18 protein-coding genes are annotated in these 19,897 nt (G+C 72.9%); 8 read left to right on the forward strand and 10 right to left on the reverse strand.

Annotation, left to right across the window (positions count from 1 at the left end):
- Window positions 1–717, reverse strand: coding sequence for a VIT1/CCC1 transporter family protein (locus RZ84_RS14990; RefSeq protein ID WP_043264754.1), 717 nt, complete (start codon window positions 715–717; stop codon window positions 1–3).
- Window positions 718–801: 84 nt separating this feature from the next.
- On the opposite strand from RZ84_RS14990, the gene RZ84_RS14995 reads away from it, so the two are divergent.
- Window positions 802–1,464 (forward strand): YIP1 family protein, encoded by a 663-nt coding sequence (locus RZ84_RS14995; RefSeq protein WP_241777713.1) that lies wholly within the window; start codon window positions 802–804, stop codon window positions 1,462–1,464.
- A gap of 35 nt (window positions 1,465–1,499) precedes the next feature.
- Here the strand turns inward: RZ84_RS14995 and RZ84_RS15000 are convergent, their stop codons facing one another.
- Window positions 1,500–1,772: a hypothetical protein gene (locus RZ84_RS15000; RefSeq protein ID WP_043264756.1), complete on the reverse strand. Its 273-nt coding sequence runs from the start codon at window positions 1,770–1,772 to the stop codon at window positions 1,500–1,502.
- A gap of 392 nt (window positions 1,773–2,164) precedes the next feature.
- Here RZ84_RS15000 and RZ84_RS15005 point away from each other — a divergent pair, with 392 nt between their 5' ends.
- Entirely contained in the window at window positions 2,165–3,319 is a 1,155-nt protein-coding gene (locus RZ84_RS15005; protein WP_043269927.1) for a CaiB/BaiF CoA transferase family protein, read from the forward strand.
- A gap of 81 nt (window positions 3,320–3,400) precedes the next feature.
- Entirely contained in the window at window positions 3,401–4,729 is a 1,329-nt protein-coding gene (locus RZ84_RS15010; protein WP_078893775.1) for a L,D-transpeptidase, read from the forward strand.
- Between the two features lie 260 nt (window positions 4,730–4,989).
- Here RZ84_RS15010 and RZ84_RS15015 read toward each other — a convergent pair whose 3' ends face one another.
- The 4 genes from RZ84_RS15015 to RZ84_RS15030 all read right to left on the reverse strand — a co-directional run bounded on the left by RZ84_RS15015 (window position 4,990) and on the right by RZ84_RS15030 (window position 10,578).
- The gene (locus tag RZ84_RS15015; protein WP_043264757.1) at window positions 4,990–7,122 is read right to left on the reverse strand and encodes a PTS fructose transporter subunit IIABC; all 2,133 of its coding nucleotides are present in this window, start codon (window positions 7,120–7,122) and stop codon (window positions 4,990–4,992) included.
- 232 nt (window positions 7,123–7,354) lie between these two features.
- The gene (pfkB, locus tag RZ84_RS15020; protein WP_043264758.1) at window positions 7,355–8,320 is read right to left on the reverse strand and encodes a 1-phosphofructokinase; all 966 of its coding nucleotides are present in this window, start codon (window positions 8,318–8,320) and stop codon (window positions 7,355–7,357) included.
- Window positions 8,317–9,087 carry a DeoR/GlpR family DNA-binding transcription regulator gene (locus RZ84_RS15025; protein ID WP_043269931.1) on the reverse strand — a complete coding sequence of 257 codons (771 nt, stop codon included), beginning with the start codon at window positions 9,085–9,087 and terminating at the stop codon, window positions 8,317–8,319. Before RZ84_RS15025 ends, pfkB begins: the two co-directional genes overlap by 4 nt.
- Window positions 9,088–9,576: 489 nt before the next feature.
- Window positions 9,577–10,578 (reverse strand): sigma-70 family RNA polymerase sigma factor, encoded by a 1,002-nt coding sequence (locus RZ84_RS15030; RefSeq protein ID WP_043264759.1) that lies wholly within the window; start codon window positions 10,576–10,578, stop codon window positions 9,577–9,579.
- 198 nt (window positions 10,579–10,776) lie between these two features.
- Between RZ84_RS15030 and RZ84_RS15035 the strand changes: the two genes are divergently transcribed.
- Window positions 10,777–11,295, forward strand: coding sequence for a GNAT family N-acetyltransferase (locus tag RZ84_RS15035; protein WP_043264760.1), 519 nt, complete (start codon window positions 10,777–10,779; stop codon window positions 11,293–11,295).
- A gap of 236 nt (window positions 11,296–11,531) precedes the next feature.
- Complete coding sequence (locus RZ84_RS15040; RefSeq protein WP_043264761.1) at window positions 11,532–12,080, forward strand: hypothetical protein; 549 nt, start codon at window positions 11,532–11,534, stop codon at window positions 12,078–12,080.
- A 215-nt stretch (window positions 12,081–12,295) separates the two neighbouring features.
- On the opposite strand, the gene RZ84_RS15045 is transcribed toward RZ84_RS15040, so the two are convergent.
- Window positions 12,296–12,772: a pyridoxamine 5'-phosphate oxidase family protein gene (locus RZ84_RS15045; protein WP_043269934.1), complete on the reverse strand. Its 477-nt coding sequence runs from the start codon at window positions 12,770–12,772 to the stop codon at window positions 12,296–12,298.
- 404 nt (window positions 12,773–13,176) lie between these two features.
- Between RZ84_RS15045 and RZ84_RS15050 the strand changes: the two genes are divergently transcribed.
- Window positions 13,177–14,226: a questin oxidase family protein gene (locus RZ84_RS15050; protein WP_043264762.1), complete on the forward strand. Its 1,050-nt coding sequence runs from the start codon at window positions 13,177–13,179 to the stop codon at window positions 14,224–14,226.
- A 21-nt stretch (window positions 14,227–14,247) separates the two neighbouring features.
- On the opposite strand, the gene RZ84_RS15055 is transcribed toward RZ84_RS15050, so the two are convergent.
- The gene (locus RZ84_RS15055; protein ID WP_043264763.1) at window positions 14,248–15,024 is read right to left on the reverse strand and encodes a dioxygenase family protein; all 777 of its coding nucleotides are present in this window, start codon (window positions 15,022–15,024) and stop codon (window positions 14,248–14,250) included.
- Window positions 15,025–15,196: 172 nt separating this feature from the next.
- Between RZ84_RS15055 and RZ84_RS15060 the strand changes: the two genes are divergently transcribed.
- Window positions 15,197–15,694 (forward strand): MarR family winged helix-turn-helix transcriptional regulator, encoded by a 498-nt coding sequence (locus RZ84_RS15060; protein ID WP_043264764.1) that lies wholly within the window; start codon window positions 15,197–15,199, stop codon window positions 15,692–15,694.
- Between the two features lie 199 nt (window positions 15,695–15,893).
- On the opposite strand, the gene RZ84_RS15065 is transcribed toward RZ84_RS15060, so the two are convergent.
- On the reverse strand, window positions 15,894–17,420 hold the full coding sequence (locus RZ84_RS15065; protein WP_043269936.1) for an MFS transporter: 1,527 nt from the start codon (window positions 17,418–17,420) through the stop codon (window positions 15,894–15,896).
- Window positions 17,421–17,627: 207 nt separating this feature from the next.
- On the reverse strand, window positions 17,628–18,305 hold the full coding sequence (locus RZ84_RS15070) for a TetR/AcrR family transcriptional regulator (RefSeq protein ID WP_052230488.1): 678 nt from the start codon (window positions 18,303–18,305) through the stop codon (window positions 17,628–17,630).
- A 281-nt stretch (window positions 18,306–18,586) separates the two neighbouring features.
- Between RZ84_RS15070 and RZ84_RS15075 the strand changes: the two genes are divergently transcribed.
- The coding region (locus tag RZ84_RS15075; protein WP_078894644.1) for a M6 family metalloprotease domain-containing protein at window positions 18,587–19,897 on the forward strand (1,311 nt) is incomplete at its 3' end.

Below are 19,897 nucleotides of genomic sequence, written 5' to 3' on the forward strand. Positions count from 1 at the left end.
TCACACCCCGGCCGCCCCCAGCAGCGCCCCCGCCGCATACGTCACGCCCATCGCCAGCGCACCGCCCGCCATGTTGCGGCCGATCGCCCGCCCCGCGGGGGCCGCCCCCAGCCGGGCGCTGCTCCACCCGCACAGCGCCAGCGCCGCGAGCACCGCCACCACCGTGATCCACAGCCGCTGCCCGGCCCCCGGCAGCACGATCGCCAGCAACGGCAGCAACGCCCCCGCCGTGAAGGCCAGGAAGCTCGCCCCGGCCGCCTGCCAGGGGTTGGTGAGATCGTCGGGGTCGATGCCCAGCTCCACCTCCGCGTGCGCCCGCAGCGCGTCGTGCTCGGTGAGCTGCTCGGCGACCTCCTGTGCGAGCTGCCGGCTGAGCCCCTTGCCCTCCAGCAGCTCGGTCAGCTCGACGAGTTCGGCCTGCGGCTCCGTGGCCAGCTCGCACTTCTCCAGCGCCAGCGCGGCCCGCTCCGAGTCGCGCTGCGTGGACACCGACACATACTCGCCGGCCGCCATCGACATGGACCCGGCGAGCAGCCCCGCGAGCCCCGCCGTCAGCAGCGTGCCCCGCGCATCGGTGGCCCCGGCGACGCCGACGACCAGCCCGGCCGTCGAGACCACCCCGTCGTTGGCCCCGAGGACCGCCGCCCGCAGCCAGTTGAGCCGGCCGCCGAGCCCGGGACCGTGCGCCTCGTGGTGATCCGGTGTCTGAAGACTCACCCGCCGAGCGTCTCATCCGCCGCCACCGACTCCCGCCCGACGCCACCGCACCACCCCGAATTGGCCGGTGGTAGAAACGGCCGTATGTCCGCATCGCCGCCACCGTCCCATCCTCCGTCACAGCCGGGCCCCCAACCCCCGCCGCCCACACTGGTCCAGCCGGCCCCGCGCGAGCCGGCGCCCGCCGCGCGCGAGCCCGTACGGCGCCGCCGGCTGTGGTGGCACCGGCTGATACTCGGGCTCTGGTACCGGCCGGTGGACGTCTTCGACGAGGCCCGGGACCGCAGCGCATGGAGCGCGGCGACGCTGCTGTGCCTGATCAGCGGCGGTATCGGGATCGTGTCCGTGGACGCGTTCCGGGCACAGTGGGCGGCCGACCGCACCGCAGCGCTCCAACTGGCCGGCATGGCCGAGGCGGGCGTGCTGGCGGCCAGCCTCGCCCTGGGAGCGGTCACCCACGCCATAGCGCGGACGCTGGGCGGCAACGGCCGCTTCGCGCCGACCGCGAGCCTGTTCATCGTGCTCTTCTGGGTGACGGACCTGCCGCGGCTGGGCATCGCGTCCTGGCTGCCGGCCAGTTCCACCTTCGTCCAGGCCGCGACCTGGACGACGTGGGGGTTCGGCTACTTCCTCGCGGTGCTGCTGATACGTGGTCAGCACCACCTGCCCACCCACAAGTCGGCGGCGGCGGTGTCGGTCCAGATGCTGGCGTCACTGGCGCTGCTGAAGCTGGGCCCGATGCGCTGAGCGGCGGCCGGCCCGCCCGGCGCACCGGGCGGGCCTCAACTGCGGCTGGTGAGCTGCCGTACGAGCCCCTCGAACGCCTCCCGCTCGGCGGCGCTCAGCTCGACGCTCTCCGAGGCCGGCCCGCCGGGCCCGGTCTGCCGGGGCACCGAACCGAGCAGATCCCGCGAGCGGCGGGACGCCGGCCGCCCGGCCGTGTCCTCGTGCTCGTCCCGCCGCGTCAGTCTGACCAGTCCGACGGTCCACAGGACCACGACGACCAGGAGCACGCCGAGGCCGATCTGCTGCAGAATCGAAACGGAGGGGGGCATGCTGTTCCTCCCGAACGGGTGGGCGCTGGCAAGGCCAGTAGACACCACACCTCAGGCCTTCCGACAGGGGATCTAGGGACTTACGTCCCTAAGTGACACATCTCCTATGACATTTCCTCTCATTCCCGACACCAAGTGTCTGCCCCATACCCCGCGTCCCCACACTCCCCGCGGCCCGCGCCCCGCGCACCCGCACACCATCGGCCGCACCGGCGCACTCCCGCCCGCCCCGTTGGACACCGCGGACCCTTCCCCCGGCGTACGGCCGTCGCCAACGATGGCGGCACTTCGTCCGCGACGTGAGGAGTACGCCCGTGCCGCAGCCGACGCCGCAGCCCCGCACCGGCGCGCAGCAAGCCCCGCAGCAAGCCCGGCAGCCCGGCCCGCGCGCCCTGGACGGCGTCCTGGTGGCCGACTTCAGCCGCGTGCTGGCCGGCCCGCTGGCCGCGGCCACGCTGGCCGACCTGGGTGCCGAGGTCATCAAGGTCGAGCGGCCGGGTACCGGTGACGACACCCGGGCGTGGGGGCCGCCGTTCGCCGCCGACGGCACCGCCGCGTACTTCGACGCCGCGAACCGGTCCAAGCGCGGCCTCGCCCTGGACCTGAGCGACCCGCACGATGCGGCCCTCGCCCGCGAACTGGCGCGCCGGGCCGACGTGCTGATCGAGAACTTCCGCCCCGGCGCGCTCGCCAAGTACGGGCTGGACCCCGCCACCACGCTGGCCGCCCATCCCGGCCTGGTGCACTGCACCATCACCGGCTTCGGTTCGGGCGCGGGCGCCGCCCTGCCCGGCTACGACTTCGTGGTGCAGGCCGTCGGAGGGCTGATGAGCATCACCGGCGAGCCCGGCGGCGGCCCCCTGAAGGCGGGCGTGGCGCTGGTGGACGTGCTGACCGCCAAGGACGCCGCCACCGGCATCCTGGCCGCGCTGCGGCACCGCGACCGCACCGGCGCGGGCCAGTTGGTGGAGGTCAATCTGCTCTCGTCGCTGCTGGGCTCGCTGGTCAACCAGGCGTCCGCCCATCTGGCCACCGGCCGCGACCCCGGCCCGACGGGCAACCGCCACCCGAGCATCGCCCCCTACGAGACGCTGGCCTGCCGGGGCGGGCTGCTGGCCGTGGCGGTGGGGAACGACCGTCAGTTCCGTGCGCTGGCGGATGCGCTGGGCGCGCCGGAGCTCGCGGACGACGCCCGCTTCCGGCACAACCGGGACCGGGTGCGCCACCGCACGGATCTGGTCAAGGCGCTGGAGGACCGGCTGGCCGCCGACAATCCGCGGGGCTGGACGGAGCGGCTGACCGCGGTGTCGGTGCCGTGCGGCCCGGTCCACACCCTCTCCGAGGCGCTGGAGTTGGCGGCCCGGCTCGGGCTCGACCCGCTCACCCCGGTCGGCGAAGGGCGCATCCCCCAAGTCAGCAGCCCGCTGCGCCTGTCGGGCACCCCTGTGACCCAACCCGCCGCCCCGCCCCGCCTGGACGAACACGGCACACCGCTGCGAACCTGGCTATCGGGGCCGGCCGGCCGACCCCTCCCCGCGCGAATGTGACCTTCGTCACAACCTGGCCGTACCTGCAACCAAATCCACCCGTAGGTGCTGTTTACCAGCACGGAAACACAACACCCCTGTATGGAGCAGCTCGTGACATCGCCGGACAACCCCGCGCCCGCCCAGTCCCGCACCCCGCACCAGCCGCTCCACCCCTCTGAGCTGCGGGATGCCACCGCACCGGGCCGCGCCCGCCGGACGCGCCGCATCCTGGTCCTGACCTCGCTGATCGCCGCGGGCGCGATGTCCCTGTCGGCGTGCGGCGGCAACGCCGAGGCCGGCGGGCACGACGGCAAGAACGGCCAGGGGGCCGCGGACGCCGCAGCCGCCAAGGACGCCTCCGACGCCAAGATCCAGGTCTCCTCGAAGGACGGCGCCACCGACGCCAGCATCAACGACACCGGGGTGAAGGTCACCGGCGGCAAGTTGACGAACGTCAAGCTCATCGCCGCCGACACCGGCAAGGACGTGCCCGGCGCCATATCGCAGGACGGCACCTCCTGGAAGCCCAGCGCCCCGCTGGACCGGGGCACCAAGTACAAGATCACGGCGAACGCGAAGGACGCCAAGGGCCGTTCCGCGACCGAGAACGCGACGTTCTCCACGGTCTCGTCGGCCAACAGCTTCATCGGCTCCTTCACGCCCGACAACGGCAAGACCGTCGGCGTCGGCATGCCGGTGTCGTTCAACTTCGACAAGGCGATCACGAACAAGAAGGACGTCCAGTCCCACATCACGGTGACCTCCAGCAGCGGCCAGCAGGTCGTCGGCCACTGGTTCGGCTCCCAGCGCCTGGACTTCCGGCCGCAGGACTACTGGAAGGCCGGCTCCAAGGTCACCATGAAGATCGACCTGGACGGGGTCAAGGGCGGCAAGGGCATCACCGGCGTCCAGTCCAAGACGGTGACCTTCACCATCGGCCGCTCGCAGGTCTCCACGGTCGACATGAACACCCAGACCATGACCGTCCAGCAGGACGGCAAGACCATCAAGACCATCCCGATCTCCGGCGGCAGCGCCGACCACCCGACCTACAACGGCCAGATGGTGATCTCGGAGAAGTTCGAGCAGACCCGGATGGACGGCTCGACGGTCGGCTTCGGCGGCGAGTACGACATCAAGGACGTGCCGCACGCCATGCGGCTGTCGGCCTCCGGCACCTTCATACACGGCAACTACTGGGGCGACCCGTCGATCTTCGGCCACTCCGGCACCAGCCACGGCTGCGTCGGCCTCCAGGACAACAAGGGCGGCGGTGGCGACACCCCGGCCAAGTGGTTCTACACCAACTCGCTGGTCGGCGACGTCGTGATCATCAAGAACTCGAAGGACAAGACCGTCCAGCCCGACAACGGCCTCAACGGCTGGAACCTCTCCTGGTCCCAGTGGCAGGCGGGCAGCGCGGTCTGACGCGACGCGCCCCGGCGGGCACTCCCCGCCGGCCTACGAGGCGGTGGCCGGCTCCTCCGGGGGCCGGCCACCGCCTCGTCGCATACCTGACGAAACCGACTGCCGAAACCGTCGAAACCGTCGAAACCGTCGAAACCACCGACAGGCAGCCGGAGTTCAGGCCGACAAGCAGCCACTGGTCGGTGCGGACTCGCCGCACGGCGTAAAAAGACGTACCTCACGGCGTACTTACGTCACGGCGACCGCACCTCACGGCGCACTCACCGCACGGGCGCGGCCTCGGCGGCAGCCGCCGGTACTGCCGCCGCCCGCGGCGCGTCCGGCGACGGGGTGCGCAGGCCCTTGAGGAGGACGACCAGCCCCGTGCTGACGGCGGTGCCGGCGGCGACGGCGGTGAGGTACAGCAGGGGCTGTCCGATCAGCGGGACGACGAAGACACCGCCGTGCGGGGCGCGCAGGGTGCAGCCGAAGGCCATCGACAGGGCGCCGGTGACCGCACCGCCGGCCATCGCCGAGGGGATGACGCGCAGCGGGTCGGCGGCGGCGAAGGGGATGGCGCCCTCGGTGATGAAGGAGGCGCCCAGCACCCACGCGGCCTTGCCGTTCTCCCGCTCGGCCTTGGTGAAGAGCCGGCCGCGTACGGTCGTGGCCAGCGCCATCGCCAGCGGCGGCACCATCCCGGCCGCCATCACCGCGGCCATGACCTTCAGGCTGCCCGCGTTGGGGTTGGCGAGGCCGCCGACCGCGAAGGCGTAGGCGACTTTGTTCAGCGGGCCACCGAGATCGCAGCACATCATCAGGCCCAGGATCACGCCGAGGATGATCGCGTTGGCGCCGGAGAGGCCGGACAGCCAGTCGGTCAGGGCCTTCTGGAGCGCGGCGACCGGCTTGCCGACCACCAGGAACATCAGGAAGCCGACGACGGCCGAGGAGAGCAGCGGGATGACGACGACGGGCATGATGCCGCGCAGCACCGGCGGCACCCCGACCCGTAGGATCGCCCGCACCACCGCGCCCGCCAGCAGACCGGCGATCAGCCCGCCCAGGAAGCCCGCGTTGACGGTGAGCGCGATGGCGCCGCCGACGAACCCGGGGACCAGCCCCGGCCGGTCGGCCATCCCGTACGCGATGAAGCCGGCCAGGACCGGGACCAGGAAGCCGAAGGCGACACCGCCGACCTGGAAGAGCAGGGCCGCCCAGCTGGCGGGCTCGCCCCACAGGAAGTGGTCGGCCACCGACGGCGCCTTGTTGATCGTGTAGCCGCCGATCGCGAAGGCGAGCGCGATCATCAGGCCGCCGGCGGCGACGAATGGAACAACGTAACTGACACCGGTCATGAGCCATTTACGGAGCCGGGTGGCGTAGCCGTCGGCCGCCTCTGCACCGTTGTCCATGGGGGCGGCGGGCCGTGCGGGGGCACCGGTTTCGGGGGCACCGGTCGCGGCGCGGGCGGCCTTCTCCCGTACCTCGGCGATGAGTTCGGCGGGGCGGTTGATGCCCGCCTTCACCCCGACGTCGACGGCCGGCTTGCCGGCGAACCGCTCCCGGTCCCGGACCTCGACGTCATGGGCGAAGATCACGCCGTCGGCCGCCGCGATCAGCTCCGGGTCGAGGCGCCGGAAACCGGCCGATCCCTGGGTCTCCACGGTCAGTTCGACCCCGGCGGCGCGGGCGGCCTTCTCCAGCGCTTCGGCGGCCATGTAGGTGTGGGCGATACCGGTGGGACAGGAGGTGACGGCGACCAGGCGGAAGGCGGGCGCGGGGTCGGGCACCGGGGCGGGGTCTAGGGCGGGCTCGGGGGCGGGCTCCGGGGCAGACTCTGGGGTGGCCACGCCGTCGGCGTCCCGCCGCGGCCCGGCCTCGGCCTCGGCTTCGGCCTCAGCCGCTGCCGTCGCCGCCGTCGCCGCCGCCTCCGCGGGCGCCGCGGGCGCCGCGGGCGGCTCCGCCCCGGGCTCCTCCCCCCGTATCAGCGCCGCCGCCCGCCCCGGCTCCGTCGCCGTCCGCAGGGCGCCCGTGAACGCCTCGTCCATCAGCTGACGCGCCAGGGACGACAGGATCGATAGATGGTCCGCGTCGCCGCCCGCCGGGGCCGCGATCAGGAAGATCAGGTCGGCCGGGCCGTCCGGCGCACCGAAGTCGATACCGGCGGCGCTGCGCCCGAAGGCCAGCGTCGGCTCGGTGACGTGTGCGCTGCGGCAGTGCGGGATCCCGATGCCGCCGTCCAGGCCGGTCGGCATCTGCGCCTCGCGCGCGGCCACGTCCGAGAGGAAGCCCTCCAGGTCGGTGACCCGCCCGGCAGCGGCCATCCGCTCGGCCAGCGAACGGGCGGCGGCGTCTTTCGTTTCGGCGGACAGGTCGAGGTCGACCAGTTCCGCGGTGATCAGCTCACTCATCGCGGGCTCCCTTGCACGCGGTACCGCCGGCGGGGCGGTGGGGCGGAGTGGGTGGATGACGGGACGGGGCCGGAGTGGGAGAGGTGCCGCCGGAGCCGCGCCCCGGGGCGTATGGGGTCGTAACGGGCCGTTGCCGTACGGCACTTGGGGGCGGGAGCGGCGTGCGGCGGCACCCGGCCGCGGGAGGCGCGTGCCGGACCGGGACGCACACCACCGCGCGCCCCCGGCCCCGTCATGGTCCCGGCTCCGGGCGCTCGACCGGTTCCGTCAGCTCCCGGTCGAGCGGCACCTCACCGGTCACCGTCACCCTCGCCGGCGCGAGATCCGCCGGCGTCGGCATCAGGCTGCCGGGCAGTTGGACGGCCGCCGCACCGTGCGCCACCGCGGCGGCCAGTGCGGCGCGACCGCTGCCGCCGGCCGCGAGGAAGCCGGCCAGCGAGGCGTCGCCGGCGCCGACATTGCTGCGTACGGCCGCGACCGGGGCGCTGCCGAAGTGCGCGCCGGACGCGTCGACCAGGAGCTGTCCGTCGGCGCCCAGCGAGGCCAGGACGGCGCGGGCGCCCCGGGCGCGCAGCTCCTCGGCGGCCTTGACCGCGTCGCCGAGGGTGGCCAGGGGGCGGCCGACGGCCTGGGCGAGTTCCCCGGCGTTCGGCTTGACGACGTCGGGGAACTCGCGCAGCGCCGAGGTCAGCGACGGGCCCGAGGTGTCCAGCGCGATCCGGGCGCCGGCGCGATGGGCGCGGGCGACCAGCGCGGCGTACCACTCGGGCTCCAGGCCGCGCGGCAGGCTGCCGCAGCAGGCGATCCAGTCGGCACCGGCGGAGCACTCGCCGACCGTCGCCAGCAGCGCCTCGGACTCGTCGGCGGTCAGTTCGGGACCGGTCGCGTTGATCTTGGTGAGGGTGCCGTCGGGCTCCGCGACGGCGATGTTGGAGCGGGTCTGCCCGGCCACCGGGACGCCCGCCACCTCGATGCCCTCGGCGGCCAGCAGCCCGGCCAGCGCCGCGCCCGCGGGGCCGCCCAACGGCAGTACGGCGAGGGTGCGGTGCCCGGCGGCGGCGAGCGCGCGCGAGACGTTGACGCCCTTGCCGCCCGGGTCGATCCGGTCGGCGGTGGCGCGCAGCACGGCGCCGCGGTCCAGCGCCGGGATCTCGTACGTGCGGTCCAGGCTCGGGTTGGGGGTGACGGTGAGGATCACGCGCGGACCACCTCCGTGCCGGCCCGCTCGATGGCGAGGGCGTCCTCGGGGCTCAGCCCGGTGTCGGTGATCAGCACGTCCACGTCCGACAGTTCGCCGAAGCGGGCGAAGTGCTGCTGCCCGAACTTCGCGGAGTCGGCGAGCAGCACCACCCGGCGGGCGGCGGCGATCAGCGCCCGCTTGACCGCCGCCTCGGCCAGGTCCGGGGTGGTCAGGCCGCCGTCGAGAGAGAAGCCGTTGGTCGCCAGGAACAGCACATCGGCATTGATCTCCCGGTAGGCGCGCAGCGCCCAGTCGTCGACCGCGGCCCGGGTGCGGTGCCGGATCCGGCCGCCCACGAGGTGGAGGGTGAGGCCGGGGTGGTCGGCCAGTCGCGCGGCGACCGGCAGGCCGTGGGTGACCACGGTCAGCTCGGCCTCCAGCGGGATCTCGGCGGCGAGCCGGGCGGCGGTCGTACCGGCGTCCAGGATCACGCTGCCGGGGCCCTCGCCGCCGGGCAGCTCGGCGAGCGCGGCCCGCGCGATGCGCTGCTTCTCGTCGGCGGCCACCGCGTCCCGCTCGGCGAGGTCCGGCTCGAAGTCCAGCCGGCCGGCCGGGATGGCGCCGCCGTGCACCCGGCGGACCAGTCCCGCGCGGTCCAGCGCCTTCAGGTCGCGCCGTACGGTCTCGGCGGTGACCTGGAACTCCTCCGCGAGGGAGAGCACGTCCACCCGCCCGCTCTCACGGGCGAGCCGCAGGATCTCCTGCTGGCGCTCCGGTGCATACATCTGCGTCTGCGTCCGTTCCATGACCGAACCTGTGGTTTCCCGGGATGTTACGCGCGACCTTCCGGGAAGTAAACAGACTCAGACATCGATCGGACTCAAACGGGCATCGAGCCAACGGGCATCAGAGCAACGGGCCTCGGGGACGGGTAACGGCCCTCGGGGGACGGGTAGTGGAGGACGGGCGTCAAGGGCGTCGCATCCCGCACCCTGGGACAGCGACCCCGAGCGCCCTCACCGGCACGGACACCCTCACCGGCACCGGACGCCGTCACCGGCACAGACCCCAGGGCTCTTACCGGCACAACGGAGCCCCGACGCCGCAATGGCACCGGGGCTCGCTCTCCAGATATTCCGCCTCGGGGCGCGCCGGCTCAGGCATGCCAACTCGGGCATACCGAACCGGGGTACGGCGTGCGGATCGCAGCCGGTCCCGCGGCACGCCGGGTCACCGGGCGGCTGGCCGGGTAGGTGGCCAGGCGGCCAGGCGGGTCAGGCCGCCGCGTCGAACCCGGTGTCGCGCGCCATCCGCTTCAGCTCCAGCAGCGCGTGCTTCTCGATCTGCCGGATCCGCTCCCGGGTGAGGCCGTGCTGCTTGCCGACCTCGGTCAGGGTGCGCTCACGGCCGTCCTCTATGCCGTAGCGGGCCTTGATGATCGAGGCGGTGCGCTGGTCGAGGCGGTCGATCAGGTCCTCCAGCTCCTCGCTGCGCAGCAGCGTGAGCACGGACTGCTCGGGCGAGGCCGCGGAGGTGTCCTCCAGCAGGTCGCCGAACTGGGTGTCGCCGTCGTCGTCCACCGACATGTTCAGGCTGACCGGGTCGCGGGCCCAGTCCAGGACGTCGGTGACCCGGGAGGGCGTCGAGCCCAGCTCGCCGGCCACCTCCGCCGGCTCCGGGTCGCGGCCGTTCTCACGGTTGAACTCGCGCTGCACCCGGCGGATTCGGCCCAGCTCCTCCACGAGGTGCACGGGCAGGCGGATCGTGCGCGACTGGTCGGCGATGGAGCGGGTGATGGCCTGGCGGATCCACCACGTCGCGTACGTCGAGAACTTGAAGCCCTTGGCGTAGTCGAACTTCTCCACGGCGCGGACCAGGCCGGCGTTGCCCTCCTGGATCAGGTCCAGCAGGGGCAGACCGGCGCGCGGGTAGCGGCGGGCGACGGCGACGACCAGCCGGAGGTTGGACCGGATGAAGACGTCCTTGGCCCGGGCGCCCTCGGCGGCCATGGCCTCCAGCTCCGCACGGTCGGCACCTGCGGCATTGCCGTCGGTGACCTCACCGTCCAGGATCTGCTGTGCGTACACCCCCGCCTCGATGGTCTGGGACAGCTCGACCTCCTTGGCGGCGTCGAGCAGCGGCGTGCGCGCGATCTCGTCGAGGTACATGCCGACCAGGTCGCGGTCGGCGATCTCCCCGCCTCCGGCGCGAACGCTGGTGGCCCCATCAGATCCACTGGTGCTGGCCTGACTACGGGCGACGGCACGGGTTGCCATGCGTGTGCTCCCTTTGCGATGAGTCGGTCGCGGGACGGTGGCGCGGGTCGATGCTCTGTCGATTGCTCTCCGGACTACCGGTGGTCGACCGGCTGACCCGTCCGAAGGAAACAACGGCCGGAATCCGGACAGAATTCCCAAGCCGCGCCCCTATTTTTCTGATCATGCAGTACCCTGCGCCCCCAACAAGGAGGCCGGATGTCATCCATAGGCAGGGAAGTGCAGGTCAGAGCGGGCGTCGAGTCGGACCTCACGGCACTTACGGATCTTTACAACCACTACATCCGTGAGACGCCCATCACATTCGACACGGAGCCCTTCAGCCAGGAGCGGCGTCGCCCGTGGCTGCTCTCCCACCCTGAAGACGGCCCACACCGCCTTCTGGTTGCCCAGGACCCCGGCGGCACCCTGCTCGGTTACGCGACCAGCAGCGCCTTCCGTCCCAAGGCCGCGTACGCCACCTCCGTCGAGACCACCGTCTACTGCGCCCCGCAGGCCGCCGGGCGGGGCGTCGGCACGCTGCTCTACGCGGCCCTGTTCGCGGCGCTGGCCGACGAGGACGTGCACCGCGCCTATGCGGGGATCACCCAGCCCAACGAGGCGTCCGTCCGCCTGCACGCCCGCTTCGGCTTCCGGCACGTCGGCACGTACACGGAGGTGGGCCGCAAGTTCGGGCGCTACTGGGACGTGGCCTGGTACCAGAAGGACCTGACTTGACGTACCGGAAGGCCCGACCTGACGTACCAGAAAGGCTCGACCTGATGCGGCGCCGGAGCGCCTGATCCGGGCCAGGGTGCCGTGTCGCCGGATCCGGGCCGGACCGCCTGATCCGGGCCGCGTCGCCGGATCAGGGCGGGGGCGGCGGCCGTCCGTGCGGCGCCTGATCCAGTTGACGCGCCCGGCCCCCGGGTGTCGCCTGGACAGGAAGCAGGGGCGAACGAGAGGAGCCCGTCATGGACCAGCACGCGCACGGCGACCAGCACTCCGGCGGGGGCCCGGCGCACGAGGCGAGGGCGGCCCGCTCCCACGGCACCGTCGAACCCGAGCACGGCGCGACCGTCGCCGTGCCGGAGGAACGCACCGTCGTCGGCACCGCGCACCGCACACGGCTCTCCGTGGCGCTCCCCGTCATCGCGGCGCTCGGCTTCGGCTGCTACACGATCTGGCTCGCCCACACCACCGGAGACTCGGGCGGTCACGCCGCGCTCCTCGGGCTGATCGCCGCCGTGGTCTCCGGCGCCCTGGGGGTGCCTCTGGTGCACTTCGGCCCGACCATGATCACCGAGACCCGGGCCCTGGCGTACGCGGCGCTCTTCGGTACGGCGATGGGCTGGCTCTACTCCGTCAGTGGTCCCTCCGTCCTCAAGTCGTCGGGCTGGGGCGTGGTCATGTTCGCCGTGATGTTCGTCGTCTCGCTCTACGTCTTCCGCACCCACCGCGTCCGCGAGCCGCACGGCCCGCACCGTCCGCGCACCGCGCATAGCCCGCGCACCGCGCACTGATCACTGGGCATTGAGCGCTGAGCGCTGAGCATTGGGCGCGGAGCGCTGAGCACCACCGGACGTCACCGGACCGCCTCGCCCCCAACCCTCTCAAGATCAACCCCCTTCACCTCAGCCGCGGTTGAGGCCGTACTGTCCCCGCCGGGGCGGCCACCCGACTCCGCACCCCGCGCCACCACGGGCCACCCAGCCCACCCGGGCCACCCCCGGGGCGCTCATTCCGCCAGCACCTCAGGGTCGTCCGACCTACGGCGCAGGGTCCGCAGCGGCCGGCCCGGCCGCCAGCTCTCCAGCTTCAGGTAGAGCTCCTCGGTGGACGTGCGCATCACCTCCGTCAGCTCGGCCCGGAACAGGTGGAACGGCTCGGGCGGCCGCACCGCCGCGGCATAGCGCGCCATGATCCCGGGGTCGGTCACCTCGACCGCCCGCCCGGACACCCGGACGTCGCCGAGGGCCAGATCCGGACCGCCGCCGGGATTGGCATGCAGCGCGAAGCGCGGGTCCCGCCGCAGGTCCCGCACCTTGCGCGAGCCGGCCATCATGCCCAGCCACAGCTCGCCGTGGCGGAAGTCCGCCTCCAAACCGCTCAGCCGCGGCGCGCCGTCCCTGCGGAGCGTGGCGAGCACATGGTGCCGGAACGCCCCGAACCGCTCCCGCACCTCCCTGGCGAAGTCCGGCACCGCCGCCTCCACGTCCGCCCAGCCGACCGCATCACCATCACCCGGCCCGCCGCCGCCCTCCCGCCCGGTCCACTCGGTCTCCCCGTTCCCCCGTCCCTCGTCGTGCCCGCTCCGCCCTGAGTCCTCGTTCGTCATGGCAGCCAGCCTCTCCCCCATACCCGACACCTCCTGTCCGGATTTCCCGCCGCCCGTCTTCCCACCGTCCGTTTTCCCCGATCCCCCGCCGTCCACCGGCAGTTGCGGCGCCCCCGGCTCCGGAACCGGCGTCGTGGGCAGCCATGACCCCAGCGTCGCACCCGCCACTGACAACGGCCCCGGCCCGCCGCGTTACGACCAACGCCGTAGGCCCGCAGCCCCGTTGGGGATCCGTCCGCGGTCCGTTACGGCCCGGTCTGCGGCCGACCTAGCCTCGGGCCATGGATACGACGAGCGGCACACTTGACGAAGCCCTGGAACGCCTGCACACCACCGGCCCCGAATTCCACGGGTACCTGGCCAATCACGGCCCGATGGCCGTGGAGGCGCTGGTCCGGCACGGTCAGGCGGGTACGGTCCACCGCTGGCTCGACGAATACACCACCCAACTGGAGGACGTACCGGCCGCCCGATCCACGATCACCGACGCCAACTGGCAGGAGGCATTGGGCGATCCCCGCCGGGTCACCGACTGGACCGCCTACCTGGCCCGACAGGTCGCCGAACGCCCCTGGCGGGAGGTGCTCGCCGAGTGGTGGCCGCGGCTGCTGCCCGGTATCGCGGGCGCCGCGACGCACCCGGTCATCCGCGTCGGCCACGCCGTACGCACCCTCCTGGAGCAGGGCGAAGAGCAGCCCCGCATCACGGAGTTGGCGCATGCGATCGGCTACTGGGCGGCCCGCCACACCACGCTGCCGGTGTCCGTGCACCCCAGCGGCACCGCCTCCCCCGCCGACGCGCTGGCCGCCCTGCCGCGCGTCGCCGAGCAGCGGCCCTCCGTCCTCGACGGGCTGGCCCAGCTGCCCGGCACGGAGGGGTGGTCGGCGGCGGCCGACCGGCTGCGCGCCCCGCGGGACCCGGACGACGCGCGCGACCTGCTGGCCGCGGTCGTCCAGGCCGCCACCCACCGCTATCTCGACCACGGGCACGGCTCCGCGGTCCTGTTGGTGCACGCGGCCACCGCGCCGAGCGCCGTGCTGCGCACCCTCCCGGCGCTCCCCCGCGACCTCTGGGCGGCCTCGCTCCGCGCGGCCTGGACGGCGAGCGCCGCGCTCACCTCCGTCTACGCCCCCGACGCGCCGCTGCCTCCCCTGGCGGCCGGCCCGCTCACCCCGGAGGAGGTCTTCGCCCGAGCCGCCGCGCACGGCGACGCGCACGCGGTCAAGCTGACCGACACCGCGCTGGACGTTGCCTCCTGGACCGAGGACGGCGACGACCGCGCTCTGTCGGCCGCGCTCCGTTCCCTGGAGCTGATCCCGCCGGGCACCTGACCGGCGCCGGACGGTGCCCCCTCAGCCGTACTGCACCGACCGCTTGGCCAGCCCCATCCAGTAGCCGTCGATCACACTTCGCCCGGTGCCCAGCTGACCTTGGGCGTCCGCGGCGCCCAGGGTCACGAACAGCGGCGCGAAGTGCTCGGTGCGGGGATGCGCGAGGGCGCCGGCCGGGGCCCGGTGCGTGAAGTCGAAGAGCGCGTCGAGGTCCTGGTCCTCCAAGGCCCGCCGCCCCCAGTCGTCGAACTCCGCCGACCAGGCGGGCGTCCCGTCCGCGGACTGCCGCAGCGCCGCCAGGTTGTGGGTGAAGAAGCCGCTGCCGACGATCAGTACGCCCTCCTCGCGCAGCGGTGCGAGCCGGCGCCCGATCGCGTAGAGCCGCCGCGGGTCGAGGGTGGGCAGCGACATCTGGAGCACCGGGACGTCGGCGTCCGGGTACATCTCGACGAGCGGGACGTACGCCCCGTGGTCGAGCCCGCGGTCGGGGATGTCCTCGACGGGCGTGCCCGGTGCCCGCAGCGTCCTGCGGATCCGCTCGGCGAGTTCCGGTGCGCCCGGGGCCGGGTAGCGCACCCGGTAGTAGCGCTCGGGGAAGCCCCAGAAGTCGTGAACCAGCGGCACCGTCTCGGTGGCACCGAGGGCGAGCGGGGCCTCCTCCCAGTGGGCGGAGACCATCAGGACGGCCTTGGGGCGGGGCAGCTGCGCGGACCAGGCGGCCAGTTGCCCCGGCCAGACCGGGTCGTCGGCGAGCGGTGGCGCACCGTGACTCAGATATATGGCGGGCATTGCGGACATAACGGCTCCACGGCGTCACACTGGCGTTAATCGGTGCCCCACGAACGTCCGTCGCGCCCGGGTTCCCCCGTGCCGCCGCGCGCTTACTTGAACATTCAAGAGGGCACTTCCCAGCCTAACTCCACGTTGTTAAACATTCAATAACCCGTGGAGCGGTGAGAGAGTGGATGCCATGAGCAACGAACCCGCAACCGAGCCGCGCTGGCTCACCGACGAGGAGCAACACGCCTGGCAGTCCTACCTCCACGCCACGACGCTCCTGGAGGACCACCTCGACCGTCAGCTCCAGCGCGACGCCGGCATGCCGCACATCTATTACGGCCTGCTCGTCCAGCTCTCCCGGGCGCCGCGGCGCCGGATGCGGATGACCGAGCTGGCCCAGAACGCCAAGATCACGCGTTCCCGCCTCTCGCATGCCGTGGCCCGTCTGGAGAAGAACGGCTGGGTGCGGCGCGAGGACTGCCCGTCGGACAAGCGGGGCCAGAACGCCCATCTCACGGACGAGGGCATGCGGGTCCTGGAGAAGGCCGCGCCCGGACATGTCGCCGCGGTCCGGGCCGCGATCTTCGATCGGCTCTCCCCGGAGCAGATCAGCCAACTCGACGAGATCTGCGGGGTCATGGCCGAGGGGCTGCAACCGCAAGGCGCCGACCTCCCTTGGCTCCGCTGACGTTCAGCGGAACCAAGGGAGGCCGGTGCAGTCGGCGCAGCCGGTGCGAAGGAACGCGATCGGGTGGTTCGGGGGTGCGGGGACCGGGGGGCGCGGGGGCGTACGCGCACCGTCGGCGATCGGCGGCGTACGCCCTTCAGGAGGCCCCGGCGCCCCGGCACCCGCCCCGTACGGCTTCGCTCAGTGCGCCGTCACGGGATCAGTGCGCCATCACCGGGAGCTGCGCATCCGCCTCACCGGCCCCCGCTGCGGCGTCCTCGTCCGACGAGGCGGCCGGCGAACCGGCACCCGGCCGCCCGGTGTTGATGAAGGTGAAGGCGATCACCGCCGCCAGCACCAGGATGCCGACCGCCCACCAGATGGCCGTGGTGTAGCCGTGCACCATCGACTGGAGCTTGAGCAGGTCCACCGAGCGCGCCCCGGCCGCGTGCGCGGTGGCGTAGGCGGTGGTGGCGCTGGCCGCGATGGTGTTCAGCAGGGCGGTACCGATCGCACCGCCCACCTGCTGCGAGGTGTTGACCATCGCGGAGGCGACACCGGCGTCGCGCGGCTGCACGCCGTGCGTGGCCAGGGACATCGCCGGCATGAACGCGGTGCCCATGCCGAGGCCCATCAGCACGAAGCCGGGCAGGATCAGCGCCGGGTAGGACGTGTCCAGATCGATCTGGCTCAGCACCAGCATGCCGAGCGCGGCGACCGTGAAGCCGGGCGCCATCAGGAACCGCGGCCGGACCCGGGTCATCAGCCGGGCGCCGATCTGCGTCGAGCCGGTGATCATGCCCGCGACCATCGGGAGGAAGGCCAGACCGGTCACGACCGGCGTGTACCCCTTCACGATCTGGAGGTAGTAGGTCAGGAACAGGAAGAGGCCGAACATGCCGATCACGGCCAGGCCCAGTGACGCGTAGACACCGGCGCGGTTCCGCTCGGCGACCACCCGCAGCGGCAGCAGCGGCGCCTTCACCCTGGACTCGACCAGCACGAACGCCAGCAGCAGCAGCGCCGCCGCGGCGAACAGTCCCAGCGTCGCGCCGGCCAGCCAGCCGTCCGACTCGGCCCGGGTGAAGCCGTAGACCAGCGAGACCAGGCCGAGCGTGGCGAGGATGACGCCGGGGATGTCCAGCCGGGAGGAGTTGCGGCCCTGTGCGGGCTCGCGGATCACCAGGACGGCACCGGTCGCGGCGACCACCGCGAACGGGATGTTCACGAAGAAGGTCCAGCGCCAGTTCATGTACTCGGTCAGCACACCGCCGAGGATCAGCCCGACCGCGCCGCCGCCACCGGCGATCGCACCGAAGACGCCGAACGCCTTGGCGCGCTCCCGGGCCTCCGTGAAGGTCACCGCCAGCAGCGACAGCGCCGACGGTGCGAGCAGCGCGCCGAAGACACCCTGTAGCGCCCGCGCGCCCAGCAGCATCCCTTCGTTGACCGCGGCCCCGCCCAGCGCGGAGGCGACCGCGAATCCGACGAGCCCGATGATGAAGGTCCGCCGCCGTCCCCACAGGTCGGCCACCCGGCCGCCGAAGAGCAGCAGCCCGCCGAAGGCCAGCGCGTAGGCCGTGATGACCCACTGCCGGTTGGCGTCGCTGATGCCGAGGTCCGTCTGGGCGGAGGGCAACGCGATGTTCACGATCGTCGCGTCGAGGACGACCATCAGCTGTGCGAGGGCGATGAATATGAGCGCTTTCCAGCGCCGCGGATCGACGTGGTTGGCTGTTTCAGGCATGACGAGGTCCACCTAGTGGTGCGGTGAGCGAACAACGGGACGGGTGTTCCGCGGGACGGGCGTCGCACGCGGGACGGAGGTGCGGGCGGACAGGGACTGGGGACAACAGGACGGACGTGGTGGCCGGCAGGCGCGCCGCCGCGCGGGCGGCCCGGGACTCCCTACGGGGCCGGCGAACCGTACGGGCTCACGGGCGGCCGTAAGGGCTCACGGGCGGTGGTGCCTCAGGTCCTCCAACGTGGCGGCGGAGCCGGGGAGTTCGGACCGGCCGGGCGCCCGCAGACCGTCCAGGAACAGCTGGAGATGCCGGTGCACGAACCTGTCGAAGTCGAGACAGCCTCCCCCAGACTTCGTCCGGGGGGACCCCCATCCAGGCAGCGGGCGGGTGAGCTGGGTCAGCGCGACCATCAGATCACCGACGGCGATGTCGGTGCGCAGCTGGCCGCTGTCGCGCGCGGCACCCATGACGGCCTCGATGGCCGCGTCCAGGCGCTCGCGCGCGGCGAGCAGTTCGGGATGCGCCAGGTCGATGCCGTCCGAGAGCAGCGGGCACAGCGCCCCGATCCGCTCCTCCACCGCGGCGTGGACAAAGCGCCGCAGCGCTTCAAAGGCATCGGACTCCTCGGCGAGGGCGCTCTCCGCACGGTCCGCGGTACGGGACATGACCGAGAGCGTGACGTGGTGGATCAACTCCTGGCGATCCGCGAAGTGACGATAAAGCGTCGCATTGCCGACCCCCGCACGTCGAGCGATTTCATCGAACGGGACCTCGGCCCCGAACTCGACCATCGTCTCCCGGGCGGCGGCGATGATCCGCTCGCGGTTGCGCAGCGCGTCGGCCCGCAGCCGCGGCTGCCCGCCCGTACCGCAACGCACCGAAGCGATCACCTCGGCACACTCCTCTCTCGTCGCTCCCGGACCGGATGAGCCGGAACTCCCGGCCCGGGGGAACCGGGACTCCTGGGCCGGATGAACCGGGGACACGCTCCCCGGTTCGACCGACACAGACGTGAACGGGGAGGACCTCCCCGGATATTTCCCGCGCGCTCTGTGACGTGGGCCACGCGGGCCCGAACCCCCGCCGGACCGGCAGCCGGCCCCCGGTGACCCTCCATTTGACGCAGCCCCGCGCGCCCGCCAAGATCCACCGCCGCAAGCTGAAACGTATGAGGCAGAAGCTCTGCGCGGCACTGGCCGCAGCCGCGACCACCGCGGCCGCCGCCGTCGCCCTGTCCTCGCACCCCGGCGCCGTCGCGATACCGCCGGCGGCCGGTGCGCCACACACCGCGCCGCCCGCCGGCCCCTGCGCCCTGCGCGGCATCCGCGACGACGTCTCCGAGGCCGCCACCACCCCCGCCGGCTACGCCCACGCGACCGGCACCGTCCGGGCCCTCACCCTCTTCATCGACTTCCCGGACGCCCCGGCCCGACTCTCGCCGATGTCCCGCTTCGCCGAGTTCTTCCCGGCCGCCACGGACTTCTTCCGCACCAGCTCGTTCGGCCGGCTCAACTACGTCCCCCGGCCCTTCTTCCGGTGGCTGCGGATGTCACGCCCCCTGGAGGCGTACGGCATCACCCGCGGCGCCGACTTCGACCCGGCCTCGGACAGCGGCTACCACGCGCTCTCCCGCGAGATCGTGCACGCCGTCGACCCGTACGTGGACTTCCGCGACTACGACGTCATCAACGTCATCGCGTCCCCCAACGCGGGCCCGCCCGCCACCCGTACGGTCCTGTCGGTGACCTTCAGCGGCGCCGACCTGGGCCTGAAGACCGGCCGCGGGGTGCCGTTCACGAACGTGTCGTTCATCTGGAGCCGGCAGACCGGGCTCAGCGCCTTCCGGGTCATCAACCACGAGAACGCCCACTCCTTCGGCCTGCCCGACCTCTACTTCACGGACGACCGGGACGGCCCGACGCCGGTCGGCCACTGGGACCCGATGGACGAGGACTGGGGACCGAGCAACGACTTCCTCGGCTGGCACAAGTGGAAGATGGGCTGGCTCACTCCCGGCCAGGTGCACTGCGCGCCCGCCGGCAGGGCGCCCACCGATCACACCCTCACCCCGGTCTCCACGCCCGGCGGCACCAAGATCGTCGTCATCCCGACCGGCCCGCACACCGGCTTCGTCGTCGAGGCCCGCACCAGCGGTCTGCTCGACCCGATCGTCTGCCGCCCCGGCGTCCTGATCTACCACGTCGCCGCCGACGTGCCCTCGGGCCACGCCCCCATCCGCGTCGTCGACGCCACCCCGCACAGCCGCGGCTGCTACACCGGGACCCCCAACGTCGACTCGGACCTGACGGACGCCACCTTCCGCCCCGGCCAGACCTTCAGGGACCACACGAGCGGCGTCACCGTCACCGTCCTCACCGAGAACACCAACGGCACCTACCGCGTACGCGTCACCCCGGCCCACTCCCGGCGCCTTCCCCCGCCCCCCACCAGGCCCCGTCCCCCCACACCACCTCACCTC

The sequence above is a fragment of the Streptomyces sp. CT34 genome (assembly GCF_000805335.1).
Taxonomy (GTDB): Bacteria; Actinomycetota; Actinomycetes; order Streptomycetales; family Streptomycetaceae; genus Streptomyces.

Bases quoted from the DNA above. Each gene is read 5' to 3' on its own strand.
- RZ84_RS15000 (WP_043264756.1), bottom strand. From the start codon at position 1,772: ATGCCCCCCTCCGTTTCGATTCTGCAGCAGATCGGCCTCGGCGTGCTC.
- RZ84_RS14995 (WP_241777713.1), top strand. From the start codon at position 802: ATGTCCGCATCGCCGCCACCGTCCCATCCTCCGTCACAGCCGGGCCCC.
- RZ84_RS15065 (WP_043269936.1), bottom strand. From the start codon at position 17,420: ATGCCTGAAACAGCCAACCACGTCGATCCGCGGCGCTGGAAAGCGCTC.
- RZ84_RS15030 (WP_043264759.1), bottom strand. From the start codon at position 10,578: ATGGCAACCCGTGCCGTCGCCCGTAGTCAGGCCAGCACCAGTGGATCT.
- RZ84_RS15015 (WP_043264757.1), bottom strand. From the start codon at position 7,122: ATGAGTGAGCTGATCACCGCGGAACTGGTCGACCTCGACCTGTCCGCC.
- RZ84_RS15010 (WP_078893775.1), top strand. From the start codon at position 3,401: ATGGAGCAGCTCGTGACATCGCCGGACAACCCCGCGCCCGCCCAGTCC.
- RZ84_RS15040 (WP_043264761.1), top strand. From the start codon at position 11,532: ATGGACCAGCACGCGCACGGCGACCAGCACTCCGGCGGGGGCCCGGCG.
- RZ84_RS15050 (WP_043264762.1), top strand. From the start codon at position 13,177: ATGGATACGACGAGCGGCACACTTGACGAAGCCCTGGAACGCCTGCAC.
- RZ84_RS15060 (WP_043264764.1), top strand. From the start codon at position 15,197: ATGAGCAACGAACCCGCAACCGAGCCGCGCTGGCTCACCGACGAGGAG.
- RZ84_RS15055 (WP_043264763.1), bottom strand. From the start codon at position 15,024: ATGTCCGCAATGCCCGCCATATATCTGAGTCACGGTGCGCCACCGCTC.
- RZ84_RS15035 (WP_043264760.1), top strand. From the start codon at position 10,777: ATGTCATCCATAGGCAGGGAAGTGCAGGTCAGAGCGGGCGTCGAGTCG.
- RZ84_RS15025 (WP_043269931.1), bottom strand. From the start codon at position 9,087: ATGTATGCACCGGAGCGCCAGCAGGAGATCCTGCGGCTCGCCCGTGAG.